11 protein-coding genes and 6 pseudogenes are annotated in these 19,344 nt (G+C 69.3%); 9 read left to right on the top strand and 8 right to left on the bottom strand.

What is annotated here, in order from left to right; genetic code table 11:
• Window positions 1-4: 4 nt before the first annotated feature.
• Window positions 5-765: pseudogene (locus tag BEK98_RS41065) on the bottom strand (sigma-70 family RNA polymerase sigma factor).
• A gap of 114 nt (window positions 766-879) precedes the next feature.
• Between BEK98_RS41065 and BEK98_RS48270 the strand changes: the two are divergent.
• The 5 genes and pseudogenes from BEK98_RS48270 to BEK98_RS41045 form a co-directional block, all read left to right on the top strand.
• Window positions 880-981, top strand: a pseudogene (locus tag BEK98_RS48270) (DNA starvation/stationary phase protection protein); the annotation flags it as partial.
• A 378-nt stretch (window positions 982-1,359) separates the two neighbouring features.
• On the top strand, window positions 1,360-2,514 hold the full coding sequence (locus BEK98_RS41060) for a serpin family protein (RefSeq protein ID WP_244202197.1): 1,155 nt from the start codon (window positions 1,360-1,362) through the stop codon (window positions 2,512-2,514).
• A gap of 88 nt (window positions 2,515-2,602) precedes the next feature.
• Complete coding sequence (locus BEK98_RS50425) at window positions 2,603-3,286, top strand: hypothetical protein (RefSeq protein ID WP_094221889.1); 684 nt, start codon at window positions 2,603-2,605, stop codon at window positions 3,284-3,286.
• Window positions 3,280-3,630 carry a hypothetical protein gene (locus BEK98_RS41050; protein ID WP_094221888.1) on the top strand — a complete coding sequence of 117 codons (351 nt, stop codon included), beginning with the start codon at window positions 3,280-3,282 and terminating at the stop codon, window positions 3,628-3,630. Before BEK98_RS50425 ends, BEK98_RS41050 begins: the two co-directional genes overlap by 7 nt.
• Before the next feature lie 142 nt (window positions 3,631-3,772).
• Window positions 3,773-6,664, top strand: coding sequence for a helix-turn-helix transcriptional regulator (locus BEK98_RS41045; RefSeq protein ID WP_167444377.1), 2,892 nt, complete (start codon window positions 3,773-3,775; stop codon window positions 6,662-6,664).
• 175 nt (window positions 6,665-6,839) lie between these two features.
• Here BEK98_RS41045 and BEK98_RS41040 read toward each other — a convergent pair whose 3' ends face one another.
• A complete protein-coding gene (locus BEK98_RS41040) occupies window positions 6,840-7,691 on the bottom strand; it encodes a hypothetical protein (RefSeq protein ID WP_094221886.1) in 852 nt (283 codons plus the stop codon).
• 991 nt (window positions 7,692-8,682) lie between these two features.
• On the opposite strand from BEK98_RS41040, the gene BEK98_RS41035 reads away from it, so the two are divergent.
• The gene (locus BEK98_RS41035; protein ID WP_094221885.1) at window positions 8,683-10,845 is read left to right on the top strand and encodes an ATP-binding SpoIIE family protein phosphatase; all 2,163 of its coding nucleotides are present in this window, start codon (window positions 8,683-8,685) and stop codon (window positions 10,843-10,845) included.
• 166 nt (window positions 10,846-11,011) lie between these two features.
• Here BEK98_RS41035 and BEK98_RS41030 read toward each other — a convergent pair whose 3' ends face one another.
• Entirely contained in the window at window positions 11,012-12,196 is a 1,185-nt protein-coding gene (locus BEK98_RS41030; protein ID WP_094221884.1) for a beta-ketoacyl-[acyl-carrier-protein] synthase family protein, read from the bottom strand.
• Window positions 12,197-12,479: 283 nt separating this feature from the next.
• Between BEK98_RS41030 and BEK98_RS51460 the strand changes: the two are divergent.
• Window positions 12,480-12,662: pseudogene (locus BEK98_RS51460) on the top strand (Tn3 family transposase); the annotation flags it as partial.
• A 148-nt stretch (window positions 12,663-12,810) separates the two neighbouring features.
• Here the strand turns inward: BEK98_RS51460 and BEK98_RS50415 are convergent.
• A pseudogene (locus BEK98_RS50415) lies at window positions 12,811-12,921 on the bottom strand (short-chain fatty acyl-CoA regulator family protein); the annotation flags it as partial.
• A 701-nt stretch (window positions 12,922-13,622) separates the two neighbouring features.
• Window positions 13,623-14,285: a peptidylprolyl isomerase gene (locus BEK98_RS41010; protein ID WP_094221882.1), complete on the bottom strand. Its 663-nt coding sequence runs from the start codon at window positions 14,283-14,285 to the stop codon at window positions 13,623-13,625.
• Between the two features lie 350 nt (window positions 14,286-14,635).
• On the opposite strand from BEK98_RS41010, the gene BEK98_RS41005 reads away from it, so the two are divergent.
• A complete protein-coding gene (locus BEK98_RS41005; protein ID WP_094221881.1) occupies window positions 14,636-15,418 on the top strand; it encodes a TIGR03084 family metal-binding protein in 783 nt (260 codons plus the stop codon).
• 263 nt (window positions 15,419-15,681) lie between these two features.
• Window positions 15,682-16,095, top strand: a pseudogene (locus BEK98_RS51185) (GNAT family N-acetyltransferase).
• Between the two features lie 18 nt (window positions 16,096-16,113).
• Here the strand turns inward: BEK98_RS51185 and BEK98_RS50405 are convergent.
• The 3 genes and pseudogenes from BEK98_RS50405 to BEK98_RS48255 form a co-directional block, all read right to left on the bottom strand.
• Window positions 16,114-16,651, bottom strand: a pseudogene (locus BEK98_RS50405) (IS5 family transposase); the annotation flags it as partial.
• 77 nt (window positions 16,652-16,728) lie between these two features.
• Entirely contained in the window at window positions 16,729-17,301 is a 573-nt protein-coding gene (locus BEK98_RS40990; protein WP_208643375.1) for a DUF6529 family protein, read from the bottom strand.
• Between the two features lie 506 nt (window positions 17,302-17,807).
• Entirely contained in the window at window positions 17,808-19,085 is a 1,278-nt protein-coding gene (locus BEK98_RS48255; protein ID WP_167444376.1) for a vanadium-dependent haloperoxidase, read from the bottom strand.
• Between the last annotated feature and the right edge of the window lie 259 nt (window positions 19,086-19,344).

The raw sequence follows: 19,344 nt of genomic DNA, 5'->3' as shown, positions 1-19,344 counted from the left end.
GCCGTCAGGTGGTGCTGAGCATGCCTTCGCGCAGGCGTGCCAGGAGACGGGAGATCAGCCGGGAGATGTGCATCTGGGAGACGCCCAGACGTTCGCCGATCTGGGCCTGGGTGAGTTCCTCGACGAAGCGCCAGTGGATGATCTTGCGGTCACGTTCGTCGAGTTCGGCGATCATCGGGGCGAGGGCGTGGAAGTCCTCGACCAGGCCGAAGGCGGCGTCCTCGTCACCGATGAAGTCCACAAGCGCGGACTCGCCCTCCTCGCTGCCGCCCAGCGCCGCGTCCAGGGAGGCCGACTTGTAGCCGTTCGAGGCGAGTTGGGCCTCGACGACCTCGTCCTCCGGAAGGCTCATCAGCTCGGAAAGCTCGTTGGTCGTCGGTGCACGGCCCAGGAGGTGTCGCGGAAGAACCGCTTGATCTCGCCGACGATGTAGGGAATGGCGAAGGTGGTGAACTCCACCTCCCTGGTCAGCTCGAACCGATCGATGGCCTTGATCAGGCCGATCATGCCTACCTGGACCATGTCCTCCATCTCCTCCGGACCCCGGCTGCGGAACCGGCCGGCGGCGAAGCGGACCAGCGACATGTTCATCTCGATGAGCGTGTTGCGCGCGTACTGGTGCTCGGACGTGCCCTCTTCCAGCGTCGCGAGCTGCTCGAAGAACAGCTTCGACAACTCCCGCGCATCCTTGGGCGTGACGTGCGAAGGGTCGGCGATCTCCGGTACGCCCACCTGCTCGGCAGTCTGCACGGTCGTCGTCGCCATGATGTGCCCCTCCCAATCGATCAGCCTTGTCTCAGCCGGTCCACGCTCCGGCAAGCACTCGGGTACCCCGTGCGCCGACCAGCACTCTTGTGCCCTCCGCCAGTCGGCTCGGTGGGAACGCCGGGAACCCCGGTCGCCGCGCACACCTGGGACGACTGCTCCATCGTCCGGGCCGACGCGATCGCCCATCTCGGCGCGCTCGACCTCCCCCGAACCGTCGCCGCCAGCCTCATCGGCGCCACCGTCGAGTGGTACGACAACTCATCCGCTCGGGGCTAGGAGTTGCGTCTCCACGATTGGCTCGATGCAGCGTGACGCATCGAATCCAGGCACCGGCAGGGCCAAGAACACTGTGGGCCACTGCCCGGCACCCTCACCCGCCTGACGATGGACGACGCCGCCCCTCGATCGCCACGGACGGGTGTCGACCGAGGCCTGGGCAGAAAGCCCGCGCCCCGGTTAGGTACCGGCCTGCGTGATTGCACCGATGCCGAGGCGACGCGGGGTGCGACAGGCTTACCGACGCTGCACCGAAACGGCCTGTACTGGTCAGGACGTTCCGCACTGTGCGGGCGGTGCGAGGTGGGAGGCAGAGTGGCTCAAGCCGTACATGCTCACCATGTCGGCGCGGTCCGGGCGTTCGCGGAGCGCCTGCTGGCGTCGGTGATCGATGACGCGCCGGTGTGGGCGGCGAACGGTGATTTCGCCTGCTCGCCCATCGGTCTGTGGCTCGCGCTGTCGGCCGTTGCCGCGGGGGCACGGTCGGAGACGGCGCAGGAACTGCATGAGCTGCTCGGTGCGGCCGGGCCGGAGGCCGCCTCCGCCGCCACCGAGGTGGCCGCCCGAGTGACGCAAACGGAAGGGCTGGCCGTCGCGACGGGCGTGTGGTCACGGATCCCGGTCTACCGGGATTTCCGGGACGAGCTGCCGGACATCAGCTTCGGTCACCTGGACCCCGCCAACCCCTCGGCGATCAATGCCTGGGTACGAAGGGCGACCGGCGGAATCTTCCGTGAGCTGCCGGACTGTCCGGACGAGGACGACCTGCTCCTGCTCGTCAACGCGCTGACGGTGGAAGGCAAGTGGGCATCCCGGTTCAAGCAGCAGAACACCGTCGACCGGACCTTCACCGACGCTCAGGGCGTCGAGCACCTCGTCCCGACCATGGCCAAGACGCTGCCCGGGCCCGAGTACGCCTGGACGGTGGAGGCCCCCTCCGGTGGCGCCGCGGACGAGGTGGATGTGGTGGCGTTGCTCTGCGATGCGGAGCCCGGTCGGCTGCCGCTGCAGGTGAGTCTCGTGCGGGGAGCGCCGGGCCGGGGCCCCGCGGACGTCCTGCCCGCCGCCTGGGCGCCGCACGAGCACCGACGGCCGGTCGACGCGGACGAGGTCACCATCGCCGTCCCGCGGCTCCACCTGCGTACGCGTCTGGAGGCGGAGCGACACCTCGCCTCGCTCGGCGCCCCCCTGTCCGTGTCCGCTCGCGCCGACTTCTCCGGCATGTCTCCCGAACCACTCCGTATCGCCGGGGTCACCCAGGAATCGGTACTCAGGATGGATGAGGAGGGTGTGCGAGCGGCGGCCGTGACGCAGGTCTGGAAGAACACTCGGAGCGTCTCGGTCCGCGTACCGCGGACCAGGCACATCGCGTTCGACAGGCCGTTCGGCCTCGTACTCTTCGCCGGTAGCAGCGGACTACCCCTGTTCACCGCGTGGCAGGCGTCCGCGCCCCGGTCGCCCCATTCCTGACATGGAGCGACGAGTCGTGAAGGGAGTCCGGTCGGCACGGCGTTCATGCCCGTCCGGCTCCGGCACACAAGGGGGGAGGCAGGGGTTGGTGAAGCTGCTGAGCGGCGAGTACTGGAGGCAGGCGGTCCGCGCACGGGCGGACACCGACATGCGGGGCGTCGTGTGGCCCGCCTCCTTTCCGCACGCGCCCAGGGCCCGGGTCACGGCTCACGCGCTCGCCGTGCTCGTGATCGTTACCGCGGTGTGCGGGACGTACATCATCTTCTACTGGGCCGATGACCCACAGGTCGCCGGCCGGTACCGCGTCGACGCTCTGTCTCGGGGCGCGTGCACGATGGCGATACCGGTGCTGTCGATGTGCAGGGTGTTGTCCCGCGCGGTGCGGGGCCGGTTCGGCGCGCTGTACTGGCTGCTGTCCGCCCTGGCCTGGACGACAGCGACGATGGCGGTCCCCTTGCTGGTAGCGGGAACCGCCGTGACGAACGACAACGACTACTGCACGGCCCTACTGCCCGAGCATCCGCTCGCGGGCCATGCGCTGCCCGCGAGTCTGCTGGCCGCGCTTGCCGCGGGCTCGGCCTCCGCGTGGATCGCGTGGGCGATCTCTCACGGCCGGATACGGCCGACGGCTCTCTACACGGCCTGGCTCGTCACCGTCGCCGTCGTCGTGGTCCTGACCCTGGCCCCGCAGTTGCACTCGGCCCAGACCTGCGGTCCCGAGTCAGGAGCCGCGGCGATGCCCAGTGGCGTTGCCCGGGAGTACTCATGGTGAGTTCGCTGATCGTGCTCACGCTCCGTCCCGTGCTGTACGGGACCGTTGTGTACGCCGTGCGCAGACGTGAGGCTCTGGCCCCCTTGCCGGTCCCTCCGCCGCCTCAGGAGTTGGCCGCGGCACTGGTGAACCTGCTGCTGGGCAAGGGCGCGGTCACCCCGCAGACACGTGAGAAGTCCCTGACCTGGACGCTGAGGATCGCCGCGGGACTTGCGTGGGTGGGCGTTCTGTACGCCTGCTCAGGATTCGACCCGGTCGTGTTCGACGTGGTCTTCAAAGCGACCGTCCTGCCCTCGGTACTGCTGCTGTTGTGGTTCCAGTGGTTCCCGCGCAGGTCCCGCTAGCGTCTTACGGCCGCCGGCCGGCAGGCGTCGGCGCGGTCGTGGCGGCTCTCTGGCTGCCTGCTCATCGCCGGATCCAAGCGGTCCCCGCGGAGTTGGCCTTCCGCGGTGCGGTCTTTCTGAAATGTCAGGAGTGAAGAGCTGCTTGTCGGAGCAGACGGTTATCGTGCGCTGCATGGCTCACGATGTTCAGGTCGGCGATTTGTCCGCCGCGGGTTCGACGCTGCCGGCTGACCGGTTGAATGTCGGGATCTCCGACACCGTCGACGCGGAGGGTCCGCAATCCTCTGAGCCTGACGGCGCCGCACTCGCATCCCATGGGGTACCTGCCCTTGCTCGTCGCCTGTTCGGCCGGGCGGCTCAAGTCGAGACGCTGGTGGCGGCACTTGCCGATGTGCGGTCGGGTCGAGGACGGGCGATCGCACTCGCCGGGGAACCGGGCATCGGCAAGAGCGCGCTGATGTGGACGGTGGCCGCACATGCCCGGGCGACCGGCATCCAGGTGCTCGCGAAACACGTTCAGGGCTCGGACGCGCCCTTGCTTCCGGACACCCTGGACCTGCTGACCAGGGTCGACTCGAACCGCCCTGCAGCGCAGCAGGCACCCTCCCCCGCTCTGTTGGCAGCTGTGGACGACCTGCACCATCTCCCCAGCGACCGGATCGCGGACGCGGAGCGGCTGATTGAGGCGGCCGCTGTCGGTCCCGTGTTGTGCCTGATGGCCTATCGGCAGCGCCAGCTCTCGCCCGCGCTCGCTTCCGTACTGTCCCGCGCGGCATCAGCGGGCCTGCTGGAGGTGTGGCACCTCGGCCCGCTGTCCCAGGAAGAGGCCGAGGAATTGCTCCGTGACCATCCCGACGTGAAAAACGTCGACGAGGTCTGGCATGAGGCCATGGGCAACCCCCAGTACCTCAAGGTGCTCGCCACCAACGGTGAGGCGAGCACCGACGCGGGTATGGCGATCCTCGGTGAACTGGCCGGTCTCGACCGCACCACTCTCACCACGGTCCAGGCCGCAGCGGTCATCGGCGAGCGCTTCCACCCTGAGCTTCTCGCCTCGGTGGCGGGCCTGGCGATGCCGGAGACCATGCGCGCGCTCGATTCACTCACCCGCCTGGACCTGGTCCGGCCTGTCGAGCCCGCCCCGCAGCTGTCGCTGCGTCATCGGGCGGTGGGGGATGTCGTCTACCACCGGCTCGAACCCACCGTGCGCTTCGTCCTGCACCAACGTGCCGAGAGGGCACTGGCCGAGCGGGCGGCTCCCATCACACAGCGCGCGCATCACATCGCACGCGCCGCCGACCCGAGCCAACCGGAGCACGTCACGACCTTGATAGCCGCGGCACGCGACTCGCTCCACACCTCCCCCCAGGTGGCAGCCCGCCACCTGCGGACCGCCTTGTCGCTGATCAACGAGGGCGAACCCCACTGGCACGAGGCGCAGGTCCTGTTCGCCCGCACGCGGCTGCTGACCGGAGACCCGTCCGAAAGCCGAGCGCTGCTGGATGCACTGCGTTCGTCCATTCCCGGCCAACCGCCCCGCGACGCGAGCGCGATTGCCGATTCCAGCCGCATCGAACGACGGCTCGGCCACTACTCCGAAGCCGGCGCCATCGCCCGCTCCGGACTCGAAGCGCTGGCCGACAACGACACCGCGACCGCCGCTGCCCTCCACACCGAACTGGCCGACTACGCCTACGACCGGCAGGACTACCAGGCATCCCGGAAGCATGCCGAAACGGCCGCGGAGATTGCGCGCAGGCACCATGACCGCGCCGGTGAAGCCAAGGCCCTGGCGCAGGCCGCCGTCGCCCACCTGTTCACAGCCGACCAGACCGCGGCACAGACGACGGCGACCAGGGCGGCCGAAATCATCGACGCCGCCTCCGACGCCACCCTCCTGGCCAACCTGGAGGCCACACACCAACTCGGCATGACCGAGGGCATGCTCGGGCGGCTGGCCGACGCAGAACGCCATCTCGCACGCGGTGCGGCACTGTCCCGGCGCACCGGACAGACGTACATGCAACGGGAGATACTCTCCACGCTCGCGAACACCCAACTCCGTTCCGGAAACCTGCGTCGTGCGCTGGTGACACTCGACGAGACCGCTCGCCACGTGGAAGGCCTCGGCGGACCCGCGGCTCAGGCGATCATCGCGATGGTGCGGGCCGAGATCCTGTTCTGGCTGAACAGCCCCAGCGATCTTCAGGAGGTGCTCGCACTGGCCGAGCACGCCGAAGCCCTCGCCAGCACCTCCCCTTTCGCCTGGGCCGTCAGTGTCCGCTGCTTCCACGCGGAGTTCGTGCTGCTCACCGGCGACGCGGCACGCGCCCGGTGGCTCCTCACCGATGCCGCGGGAGGGCCCGAACTGCCCAGGCTCACCACCTGGCGCAAGCCGCGTTGGTGCGACACCCTCGCACAGGCGGCGCTTGCCGAGGGCGACCACGTGTCGGCCGAACACTGGGCGCGACTGGCAGAGGTCTCCTACGGACAGCTTCCCTCCACAGGCCGACGTGGCTTCCCCCTGCGCGCACGCATGCGGGCCCACTCGTTGAACGGAGACACCGATCGGGCGGTCAAGTGCGCACACGACGCCATCGCGGACTTCTCAGCCGGCGGTCAACGCATCGAGACCTGCCGGACACTGCTCGCGGCAGCGGACGTGTCCCGGGCCGCAGGGCGAACCGATGAGATGGACAGCCTGCTGGGCCGGGCCGGGGACCTGGCCCAGCAGTGCGACTCGGCGCGTCTGGCCGCTGAAGTCGGCGACCGGCGAAGCAGAGTTTCCACGCTCCCCGGTTCAGCCGGCGCCGACGACGCGCTTGGCGTTCTCACCGGACGGGAACGGGAGATCGCCGGTCTTGTCAGCACCGGGCTGACCAACCAGGAGATCGCCGCCACTCTCTTTCTCAGCGTGCGGACGGTGGAGAGCCACCTGGCCCGGATCTATCGAAAACTCGACGTGCCCAACCGTGCGAGCCTCACCCGCACCATGCTGAACGGCGGTAGACCGGACGAGCCGCTCGGCTGCTGACTCACCCGAGCCGTCCGGCGTGCCCGACAACCCGCCGTGTGTGCCGGTGCCTTCGACCGTGCCGCGTCGGCCGTGCCACACCGGCGCCAGGATCCCCGGGTCCTGCTGCCCACGCCGCTCCCCGGCCCGCGGCCCGCACGAGCACCTTCACCACCCCGGCCCCTTGAGCCGGGCGCTACTTGACGTCGACGTAGTCGTCGGCCGACGTGGAGGCGGCGGTGGTCTTGCTGGTCGCGAAGGAGAAACGGTAGTAGCCGTCGGCCGTGGCCTTGGTGGTGGTCTTGAGCGCGCCGCCGGCGCCGCTGGTGACCGTCTTCAGGGTGGTGTAGGTGTGGCTGCCCTTCTTCCGGTACTGCAGCAGCACCTTCTGTCCTGTGGCACCCACGTACGTGCCGTCGTTCCAGTTGGCGCGCTTCAGCTTGCCGGTGACGGTGATGGTCTTACCCTTCCTCACCGGTTCCGGGGTGGCATCGAGGGTCAGCTGGGAGGCCTCCTTGATCCTGGTGGTGGCGACGTCGTCGTTGTAGCTGGCGTTCGCGTAGAGGTCGTAGCCGCCGAGGAACAGCTTCCAGGTCCCAGCGACACCGTTGTTCTTCAGATCGGAAGCCGCGTTGATGTGGAAGACGGCCTCGCAGCTGTAGACGCCGGTCCGGGTCGTCGACTCGGCGCAGACGGGGTCGTCGCCGGTACCCAGAGAACCGGTGATGGTGTCCGTGCTGGAGCTGTCGGTGCCCTGCCAGAGAAAGGCTTCCGTGAGCGCGACGCCGCTCGAACTGGTGGCGGTGTACGTGACGATGACGGTCTTCTTGGTGGCGACGCCCAGGACGATGTCCTTGCCGCCGTTGATGACGGCCTTCGAGAAGGTGATGTTGCCCAGCGAGGTGTTCGGGTGAGCGGGCTTCGCGGTGAAGTCGCCGAACCCAGCGGACACACCCGGACGCTCCGCCGCCTGAGCGACTGCCGGAAGAGCGAGCGCGGACACAACGATGGCACCGGAAACAACGGCGGCCGTGGTGTGCGTACGCATGAGAATCCCCCTGATGTGGAGAGTGGCCCGCCGAAGTATCTTCCGGCCGGGCCTGTTGGCACGTGCAAATCGGTCGAAAACCGATAGAGATATCGCCCTTCAACGCCAAACCTCGGGCCGTGCAGCACGTTGAAGGGCGTGAATCTCACTGGTGCACAGTACGCAGCACAGGGCACGGCCCCGCATCCGCGCAATCACGCAGTCCACTACGCAAGTCCGCCGCAAAACCCGCTGAACGGGTCGGCATGAGCAAGGCAGCCCGAGCAGGCGCGGTCCGCCATCACCATGTCGGGTCGAGACGTTCTGCGGGGCGAACCGGTAGCCGCGCCGGCCGGTGACGATCACGGAGCCGGAGGGGCTTGCTCCCTCAGTACCCAGACGTCTGCGCTGCTGTCGGCTGACGGTCGTGCCGGTCCGCAGCAGCAGCGCCGTCAGCAGAGCCTGCCGGCGAACCGGACCCTCCAGTTGTACGTCGCGGCGCCAGGCCCGGAGCGGACCGAGCCCAGCGAACCGGAGCCGGCTGCCGCCCGTTGGCAACTCCCCCTCGATAACACGCAGGGGGGTATAGGCCCCGGATCCCTCGTTCCCCGGGGGACATGGTCGCCAAGTGGATGGTGTTCAAGCTCGTCGCACCCGCCCAGGCCCGCTGGCGTGCCTTACGGTCCACCCGGAGCGACGTGGCCGGCTCAGCCGAGGGTGGGGGAGGCCGTGATCGTCCGCACCGTTCCGCCTTGGCTGGGCTTTCGTGCTGCGGCGCGGGGGCTGCGTCGGTGTAGATCAGCACGTCATGACACCGATCGCCCGCCAAAGTGTGCAAGGCCTCGCCGACCGCGGCATGCCTTACTGTCCGCGTTCACCACGTGATCCGCTGATGTGGGCGAAGCGACTCCCGGTGTTATTCAATGAGGTGTGCCGTCGGGGATCTCGGGGCCCCGTCGGACGGGTCCGAGTACGGCCCCGGCGCTGCGCCGGGGATTGCTGAGAGAGCCGCATGCACTCCACACCGTCCCCTTCGTCTTCTTCGCCGTTCGACCTGGTCAGCAGCGCCCTGGGGCGCTATATCCCGAGCGGCGGAGCGGCAGCGGCCGCCGGTCCTGCCGACGCGCAGGGGGACCGCACCACCAGCCGACGCGTATCCGACAACGCGGCAGCCAGCCGTCAGGATCAGATTCTCGGCGTGGTCAACCTGGACAGGGATCTGAGAATCAGCCGCTGCAATCTGGATGCCCCCGTATTCGCGGGTCTGGACGCCGTAGTCGGAAGCCCTTTCGTCGATCTCCTGCCTCCCGGGGACGTACCGACGGTCTCACGGCGGTTGCGGCAGGTCCTGGAAACCGGTGAAGCGCACGTGGCCCGGATACAGCGCCTGCATCGCGGCGACGGGTCGGAGCTGGTGGTCTCGCTGAGCATCCTGCCCGCCGCGGTGCCTCAGGAGGGCCTGACCGTCTCCGTGATCGCCATGGCCAGGAGGCTGCATCTGTACGCCGCCGAGACCGCGATCGGCACCTCGCTGGACATCGGCGAGACCGCGCAGTCGCTGGCGGAGTCCCTGCTGGCCTGGGGAGACGTGGCCGCCGTCGACCTCGACTTCGCCGTGTGGACAGGCGAGGGAGTCACCGAGCAGGCGCAGGGGCGCATCCGGCTACGGCGGGCGGCTCTGGTGCCGGACCGGGCGTGGCCCGAGGGCTACGTGACTCCGGGCGACGATCTTCCCAGCGACGCGAGTCGCCTGCTGGCACAAGCGGTACGGCGGGATGATGCCCCGCAGGCCATCGTCATACCCGACCGGGAGGCGGTCGAGCGGGTACTCGGCAGTCCGCGAGTGCTGCGCGCCCTGGTGCCCGGTGGCCGGTCGGCGGGTGTGGCATGCATACCGCTGGTCCTGGACGGCGCGCCGCCTGTCGTACTGGGCGTGGCGGAGGTCTGGCGGCGGGCGGACTCCCCCTTCCGCGACAGCGAGCTGTTCGACCTGCAGGAACTGGTGGCCAGGACCGTCCATCACGTCGACCTGGCCCGTCAGCACCAGCGCGAGCACAAGCAGGTGCTGGCGTTGCAACGCCGGCTGCTGCCCCGGACCGGCGGCGACACCATCGAGATCGCCAGCGTCTACCAGCCCGCCACCCCCGACAGCGCGGGCGTCGGCGGCGACTGGGTCAACAGCTTTCCGCTGCCGGACGGCCGTACCGCACTGGTGGTCGGTGACGTCGTCGGGCACGGCCTGGGAGCTGCGGCAACCATGGGCCAGCTGAGCATGGAGGCCCGCGCGCTGCTGTCCGCGGGGCTGGCGCCCGACGAAGTGCTGGAGCACCTGGACGAGACCGTGGCGCTGCTGGACGACGCGGAGTCCGGGCTGGCAGCCGGCTACAGCGCCCTCGGGTCGACCTGCTGCATCGCCCTCTACGACCCGGTCAGCCACCACGTGGCGCTGTCCAGCGCCGGACACCTCCCCCCGGTCCTGGTGTCCCCGGACGGGCACGCGGGCCCGCTCGCGGTCCACCCCCATCCCGGCCTGGGCACCGAGTTCGCGCTGCGGGAGCCGTTCCACGTGCACACGTTCGCCGCACCCCCGGGCTCCCTGCTCGCCCTCTACACCGACGGCCTGGTGGAGGATCCGGCCGTGTCGATCGACGAGGGCATCAGCAGGCTGGCGGACGCCGTGTCCACGGTGCACCCCTGGGACGCCCTGCAGCAGGCCGCACGGCACGTCGTCTCCGCGCTGGCACCCGTGCACCAGCGCGACGACGTGACCCTGCTGATCGCGCGCATGATCGGCTACCGCAAGGGAGACACCGCGACCTGGCGGCTGCCCGCCCGCGACGACGCCCCCGCCCGTGCCCGCGCGCAGGTCTCCGCGCTGCTGCGGCAATGGCGTACCAGGGACGACACCCGGGACAACGCCCTGCTGCTGATCAGCGAGCTGGTCACCAACGCGGTGCGCTTCGCCACCGGTCCCATCACGGTACGGCTGATCAGGGCCGGTCACGGCCTGCTGTGCGAGGTGGGCGACACCGGCAACGGCAGGCCACGTCTGAGCCGGGGCGGCCTCCTCGACGACGGCGGTCGTGGCCTGCACATCGTGCACAGGCTCACCACCCGGTGGGGGGTGCGGTGGACGGACACCGGCAAGGTGGTCTGGGCGGAAGTCGCGAGGTGACGCGGCTCAGGGGCGAGGGCGCGGCCGGCGTGCGGGCGACGAGGCTACGGGCGGCGTACCCGTCACCCGACGCCACCGACGGTACGGACGGTGCCCTCAGCGGTACCGGTGGCATGACCGGTGATGCGGACGGCCCGTTTACTGGTCCGCGTGGCGCGGGCACGCGCTACAGCCACTCCCCTTCCAGGGCGGTGGCGGTGAGGCCCGGTGCCGCCGCGTACAGCACGGCGCGACTGCCTGGCTTCTGCCCGGCGTCGTGCGCCCGCCGCATGATGTCGAACACGGCGGCGCCTCCGCGGTTGCCGCTGGTGTAGCTGTCCCGGCTGTAGTCCAGCAGCCCCGCCGGCCACGCGTCGGGCATCGTCTGCTCCATGTACTCGAGCACCCGGGTCCCGCCAGGGTGCGCGAGCAGCACGTCGGGGTGCCAGGAGTCGGGGTGGTCCTGGTAACGGACACGCAGCCACTCCCACATCGCGGTGACCGTCTCCTGTACGGCGCGCGGCCCGCGCCGGTCCATCACGAAGTGGGTGCCGTCCGACCGCGTCTCCAGGCGGTGCAGGTCTTGGGTGCCGGGCAGGGTGTGGTGCCAGGCTGCGTCCAGCCGCAGCACCGACTCGCGCCTCGGGCGACCCGTGACCACCGCGGCGACCGCGGTGTCCGCGAACAGCAACCGGACGATCAGGGACTCGAGGGTGTCGTCCGCGGGCTGGTAGGTCGTGCTCAACGCCTCCGCGATCACGACCAGGACCACCCGGTCGGGGTCCGCGGCTACGAGGTCCGCCGCCAGTGCCAGGGAGCGGGTCCCCGCGATACAGGCCCACTGCGTGGCCGGCAACAGCATCACGTCGTTGCGGAGCGAAAGCTTGTTGGCCAGGGCGATGTCCAGACCCGGCAGCGCCGGGGTGGTGGAGTGACTGGTGATCAGGCAGTCGATGTCCGCGGCGTCCAGCCCGGCGATCTGCAGGGCCCCGCGCGCCGCACGCTCCCCGTAGGACTGCACGGCCTCCCAGGCCGGCGCGGTGCGCTCCTGGACAGTCTGTGGCGTGGGTATCGCGTCAAGTGCGGCGATCACGCGGTCCACGTCCTGCTGGGTGAACCCATCGTGTGCCAACGCCTCTTGGGCCGACCCGAGGCCGACAGCCCCCAGGCCACCGCCGTTACCGGGCGCGACGGCGGTCTCCAGCGGCAGCATCCACCCGCGGGTCTCGATGCCCGTGCTGGCCGCGATGCCGTCGATCCGCGGCGCCCACGCCGCGTGCGGATGCCGGTTGCGCACCTCCGCAACGATCTGACTGGTCTCCACGGCGTGCTCGCCGTGAATCACGGCAGGAGGACAGAGGTAAGCGGCCATAATGGGGCACCTTTCCGGGGGGAACAAGCGGGAATGTCGCGAGTGCTGTGTCATGGGTCACTTTGAAACTTCGCGCCCAAGAGGTTGCCAATAGGCCCCACTTCGGGAACCCGTATCCGTTTTGAGCATGGACGCTAAATGGACATTTCCGCTGTGATGCAGACAACTTCGGCGACCCTTGGATTACGTGACGCGGCACACACCGCTGAAACAGGCGCCGTCAGAGCGTTCCGCCGGTCCTACCTGACTTACCGTCAGGCAGGAGACCTGGTCGCTGCGGTCGTTGACCGACCAGAAGGAGCCGATGACGCGAGGAAACCCGGCGAGCCGGAAGGCGCTGGCCCGCAACAAGGTGAACGTCAAGCAGGTGCTCACCGCCTGGCCGGACATGCTGCGGGTGGCCGGCTCCCTGGTCACCAACCAGGTCCGCGCCTACGACCTGCTGCGGATGTTCGGCCGGGAGGGCCACGGAGGGGCACAAGATCAGCGCCGAGGACGTGGCCCGACTGTCCCCGCTCAAGCTCACCCGCCAGGCCCTGCCGACTGTCCGCCCGGTCAACCACGTCCTGGACGACAGCGACATGATCATCCGCACCCAGGAAGGCGAGGCATCCGCAGACACGGCAGCTCACACCGATCGCGGTCGCGACGGAGGAGTTGGCCAGGTCGAGCCCGTCGGATCGGACGAGTCGGTGGGCATGGCGGATCGCGGAGCCGAGCCCAAGGGGAGCTTTCGAACGTGTCGTTCACCCCGGACTTTTCTGGGACTTCCGGCCGCATCAACGGGTACGAGCGTGCGCCAGCCGAAAGGCAATTCGCCCAGGTCAGTGACTCGCAGCCACCCATCGCCGCAGGTCACAAGGCTGGCGCGTCTCTTTGGACGAACGTGCACCGCACCCACGAGCGGCGCCTGCCTGGCGCACATGGCCTCCGCAGCAACCGCTCCCCCACCCCCCGCCAACCTCCCCCGCATCGTCGCCGCCAGTCTCATCGGCACCACCATCGAGTGGTACGACAACTCATTCAATCGGGACTAGGACCTGCGGTTTTGCCGCCGCGGCGGCCTCAAAGTCAGCACCGAACCAGCACGGGAACTCAAGCGTGCTGGCTGGGGCAACATTCGAGGGCTCTACGCATCATCAGGGAGGAGATGCGACGACCAGCAGGTCTCACAGACTGTAGTCAACGTCCCGATGCGCGGGCGACCGTTCCCCATCACCGTCGGGAGCGGTACACGAGCCGGCAGCGCCGGACGTGAGCAGGCCCTTTGAGGCGGTCACGTCCGGGCTGAGACAGCCTGTTTCACGCCGCTGGTTGCTGTTCATTTCTTCCCCGCTGGGGGATCTCGTCGGCCAACTCGTACGACGCCAACCATGACCGGGACGGACGAATTTTCCGGCAAGGACCGGGCCGGCGCCGGACCGTACTACCTGCTCTTGATTTGTACGCGCTTGATGTTCACCGGCAGCGTCGGAAAGCCGTCTCCCGGCCCGTTCTGGTCGTCCTCGCCGCCCACCGCGATCTTCTGGAGCACGTCGAGGCCCGCGGTCACTTTGCCGAACGGCGTGTAGGCGGGTGAGAGTTTGGTGTCCTTCCAGACGAAGAAGAACTGGCTTCCGTTGGTGTTGGGCCCAGCGTTGGCCATCGCCACCGTCCCGGCAGGGTAGGTCGCCCCGGTCAAGTTCTCGTCGGGGAAGGAGTAACCGGGTCCGCCGCTCCCGGTGCCGGTCGGGTCGCCGCACTGGAGCACGTAGATGCGCGCGGTGGTGAGCCGGTGGCAGTGCGAGCGGTCGAAGTAGTCGCGCTGGGCGAGGAACTTGAAGGAGTACGTGGTGCAGGGAGCCTTGTCGGTCAGCGCCCTGAAGGTGATCGCGCCCTGGCCGGTACGCAGCGTCGCGCTGTACGGCTTGGCAGCCTTCACCGGGTCGAAGACCGGTATCCCCTTGAAGTTGTCTGCGGGAACGGCCGGCGTGTAGGTGCAGGCGGCCGACGGCGCGGCAGGGGGCGAGGTGTCGGCCGCGGCCTGCGTCGCAGTGCCGAGGAGGAGCAGGGCGGAGGCGGCGAGCAGGGCGCTTGGCTTACGGAACACGAGACGGTTCCCTTCGGGTCAGCACCTATGGGTATGTCATGGCCGCCTCATCCTGCCCGCTCCGTCGTCCGGGTGAAACCCCTGACCATGCACCGTCAACTTGGGCGGGCGGGCGCCACGGCAACCGGGTGGCAGGACACGGACAGCACGACGGGCGGTCCTCTAACCGGCCCGCCGGCCGCGGCCCGTCAGGTGTCTCGCATGACCAGCCAGCCCGACACGCTCTGCGCCCCCGTCGAGGAAGCACGGTGGTCCCGTGGTGCCACGAGCCCCACTACGGGCAGACTCCGGCGACACCGGAGTCCGCCCGCACACTTCCTCTCCGCCGACGGTCAGGAAGGAGTGGCACCATGGCGCACATGTTGAACTACAACCTCGCCGTCCCCGATGTGGATGACGCCGGTGTCCTGTCCGCGCTGGTGGCTGAGGGTGACGAGCTCGACGTCCTGGTCAGGGCAGTGGACGACTGGTCCATACCGACACCGGCACCGGGCTGGACGGTCGCCCACCAGATAGCCCACCTCGCGTGGGCGGACGCGAACGCACTCAGCGCCTTACGCACTCCGGACGCGTTCGGCGCCGAGCTCGGGCGGGCGGAAGCCGAAGGCAGCGGGTATGCAGACAAGGCCGCCGCCGCGGGAGCGGCCAAACCGCGGTCGGTACTTCTGGACGAGTGGCGGGCCGGTCGAGCGGAACTGGCGGCGGCACTGCGCGACACGCCATGGGACCACACATTCCCCTGGTACATGTCGGAGGTGACCCCGGCCCTGATGGCGCCCCTTCGTCTGATGGAAACCTGGGCACACGGGCAGGACGTCTTCGATGCTGTGGGCGTGGCACACCGCCCGACGGATCGACTGCAGCACGTGGCGTCGCTGGGGGTGTTGGGACGGGCGCTGTCCTTCGCCGCGGTCGGACTGCCTGAGCCGGCGGACCTCTTCCGCGTCGAGCTGACAGCACCTGACGGACGGACCTGGGTGTGGGGCCCTGAGGCTGCCGCGCAACGGGTACAGGGCGGCGCTGTTGACTTCTGCCTGTGTGTCACCCGGCGTCGCTCCTGGGCCGAGACCAACATGACGGCGACCGGGGAGGACGCCCAGAAGTGGCTGGAGGTGGCGCGCGTCTTCCTCTGAAAGCGTGTCGGGGTGCCTGGGGCATGCGAGACGCGTGACGGTTGCGATCTGCCCTCCAGACACGGCGACGGTCCCGATCACGTGGTGTGTGCCAGTGCGACAACTCCGAGGCCGTCAGCGGCCCATGCTCGGCGTAATCAGCTGGCCGCCCGACAGGCTCTAACTGATCGTTTCAGAATGAAGCACTTGGCCAGAAGTGTCGGCTCTTGCGGCTCGCATAGGCTGGCCGGTCTCATCCGATGCACCGCGACGAGGATCAGCCCATGCGCAGCAGCACCAGGATCCGCCTGATCGAGCCCGCCGACGCCGCCCCGATAGCCGCGCATCGGGTGCGGGACTTCGAGGCCTTCCGGCCGTGAGAACCGGCCCAGCCGGCCGACTTCTTCACCCCGGAGGGCCAGGCGGAGCGGATCGACAGACTGCTGGCCGGATACTGGATCGCCAGCTTCGCCCAGGATCAAGGGCACGCCGGGCGCGCCGTCGGGCTTGTGCTCCGGGTGATGACGGACGAACTCGGGTTGCACCGCGCCGAGGCGTCCACCCATCTGGAGAATCTGCCGTCGCAGCGGGTGCTGCGCCGCAACGGGTTCAGTCCGTACGGCGTCGCGCACTCCTCGATCTTTCTCGACGGGAGCTGGCGGGACGGGCTGCTGTGGGAGCGGGTCCTGGGCGACTGACTGATCGTTGCACAACGAGGTCCGCAGGCGGCGGAGGCATATGAGGCTGCAGGCCAGTTCGAGCAGGCCCTGATGGAGGTCAGCTCGTCTTTCGTAGCGGATGCGGAGTCGTTTGAACTGGTGAAGCCAGGCGAAGGCGCGCTCGACTACCCAGCGGAACTTGCCCAGTCCGGAGCCGTGGGCGGCACCGTGTCGGGCGATCACGGGTTTGATGCCGCGTTTCCACAGCAGGCGGCGGTACTTGTCGAAGTCGTAGCCCCGGTCGGCGTACACCGGGGCTTGCGCCGGGGGCGTCCCCGCAGGCCCCGGATCGGGGGAACCGCGTTCAGCAGGGGCAGAAGCTGGGTGACGTCGTGCCGGTTGCCGCCGGTGAGCGTGACGGCGAGCGGGGTTCCGTGCCGGTCGACGATGAGGTGGTGCTTGGAGCCGGGGCGCGCCCGATCGACCGGTGAGGGACCGACGTGGTCCCCCCTTTGAGGGCCCGGATGTGCGAGCCGTCCACGGCACAGTCGTCCAAGTCCAGCAGGTCGGCGCGGCCTGCACGACCGAGAGAGGCGTTGGCACGGAGCAACGCGATGTCCGATCTGCAACAGGGCTGCCGTGCAGCCATGGCGGGCCTCGGTGACAGCACCATCAGAAGCCGGGGGCGGAGCCGGCGAAGAACCACAAGGCGGCTGTGTACCACATCAGTGCGATGGCGGTGACCAGGGCGCCGCCGGCGGCCGGAAGCGCCCAACCGGGCAGTCGGCGGCTGTGTACCACCAGTACCTTGGCGACGAACGCGCCGTACAGGACGCAGCCCGTAATGGAGTGCACCGCCACTCGACTGCTCGTGATCTGAACTCCGTAGGCGGTGATGCAGTGGTATGCGATGGGCAGCGAGAGCAGAAAGGCAAGGAGGCCAATGAGCCGGTGTGTGGGGTGCACCCGGTGCGGCGCAACCCCCGCTCCCGGTAGGCGCCGGTACATCCACAGCCCGAGCAGCAGTTGGACGACCGCGAGTGCCATGAGAGCGCTACCAAGGAGCGCCTTGAGATCGTTGACGCCGACGCCGTGCCGCCCGAACAGGCCGCTGGTGTAGTCGGGTGTGTGCGTGCGACCGAACGCATACACCCCCACCGCGACCGCGACCGGCAGCAAAGCAGCCAACAGGCCCTCCACCGTACGTGCGGGACGCCGCATCCGCGCGCCCGTGTGTCTGGTCATCAGTCCCCGATCAATCGGATTCGATCTTGCTGCTCGTGTCACCCGCGAAGCAGCGGCGCCGCCTTGAGTGTGTGCGGGAAGTGGGCGGCGGCCAGGCAGGCGCGCATGCTCCGCCGCCGGTCGGCCTAGTCGACTCAGCGGCCTTGGGGAGGCAGAACGTGCGCCCCTTGGCGTCTTCCAGACAGGGGCCGAGCTTGTCCGGCTGGGACAGCCGCTTGCAGCAGCCAGCGGCACGGCGGTAACCGCCGGCACTGCCGCCGCAGCCATTCCTTTCATGAGTTCCATGGTGTCGGACGGCGCGTCCCGGCAGTCGCGGGAAACGACCGCAGCGGACCTCATCTCCCAGTTGGCCCCGGATGCTCGGGCGCTGCCAACAGCCGCGGGCCCTCGGCGCGGAGGATGGCTGCTCTCTGAGCGCGGCCAGAAGCCAGTGGCACCCGATGCGCCGGGACCACTGGAGTCTGGCCACTGCCATGCAGTGCGTGGTTGTCGCGCGGTGGGGGCGGTCAGAGATGACGTGCCACGCAATCGGCCACCTGGGTGCCGAGTTGCTGGCCCGCGCGGTTGTCGAGGGAGGTGTGCTGGCCGGACCAGATCCGGCTGAGCCACGCTTCGGTGGCGGCGTCCTGGAAGCCGGCGAAGGTTCGGGTGACGCCCTTCGACGTCACCGCGAGATGATGCCGCGCGCCGTAGACCCCGGCGAGCGTCGTTGCCGCAGCCTGGCTGAGAGCGCCGTGAGCGCCGGGATAGGACGGATCCGGTGCGGTCGGCAGCAAGGGGGTCCAGTGGGGATCGCCGACGATGCCCGGATTGTAGTGCGTACCGCCGAGCCGGATGGCGGTCACGGGCCGCCATATGCGGTAGGCGTACTTGGCGTCGTACATCGCGATTGTGGTGTCGGCGAGGGACAGGTCGAGCCGGGCGAAGACCTTCACCGCCTTCTCCAGGGTCGCGTTCTGGGAGGTGACAAGGCCCTGCGCGACCTGGTTCCAGACGTTCCAGACGGGTGCCGCCGCCCAGAACTTCGCGGCCGCGGTCTGATCGGGGGTGCGGGTGGTACTGGTCTTGCTCCCCAGGCTCTTGACCTCGTTCAGGGCGGTGGCGTACGCGGCGCTGTTGACGGCCGGCGGTGCCGCCGGGCGGAACTCGTGTCCGCTGGCCAGTACGAACGGCTTGACCGAGCCCCAGTTGGTGAACACCGGTGCCGGGAAGTTGGGAGGGGTGGCCCGGTAGGCACCGGCCTTGTCGCCGGGACGGAACCGCGGCGGCTTGGCCGAGGACCCGTCGCTGGACCGCAGGCTGATCAGTCGGCGGGCGACCTCGGCTCCCACACCCATGCCCGCCTGCTTGCTCGGGCCACCCGGAATCGCGGACAACTGGCTGCTCAGCCGCTGGTCCACGCCTGCGCGCTTGGCCGGGTACAGGGCGACCAGCACATCGTGGGCCGCCTGGTCCGCCGCGGCATCCGCACGAGCGCCTGCCGGCGCCGACACCGAGAACACGTAGGCGGGGCCGGCCCGGGTGATCGATACCACCGCGTCGTACTCGGCAGCCTGGAGAAGCGCGAAGCTGCGCGTGGACTGGACGGTGGACGGCTGCGCCATCGGATCGCTGAGGATGGTGATGAGCTGGCGGTTCCACTCCACGACCGGCATCCCCGACCCCTTCGCGGCGGTGTGCAAGGCCGCCGAGTGAGCGGTGGTGGACCCGAAGGCCGGGCTGGTGAGTCCGGCCGCCAGCGCGGCTCCGGCAAGTATGGCGAGGCTCTTCTGCTTTCCACCCATGTTCTGTGGCTCCTTGTCACTGGTGGCGGGCTGTGGCAACTGGCGGTCATGCACGTGGCTCATCTGGGCCAGCCACGTGGGCGTGATGGTGTCGGGGTGGTGCGGGCCGGCCACCGGGTCGGGATGGCGGCGGTCGGGGAGGACGAGTTGTTCGGCGGGTTCTGCGGCAGCTGCGACCGGGCCGGGGCCGCGGGCTCGACCAAGGCCATCCGGTCCATGAGGGCGGTCCGGCGTGGCAGCAGCCGGGCGCGTTCGGGGG

The organism is Streptomyces diastatochromogenes (assembly GCF_002242805.1).
In the GTDB taxonomy this organism is placed as follows: Bacteria; Actinomycetota; Actinomycetes; order Streptomycetales; family Streptomycetaceae; genus Streptomyces; species Streptomyces diastatochromogenes.
Note: the sequence above shows the minus strand (reverse complement) of the source record. Positions and strands in the feature narration are given on the sequence as shown.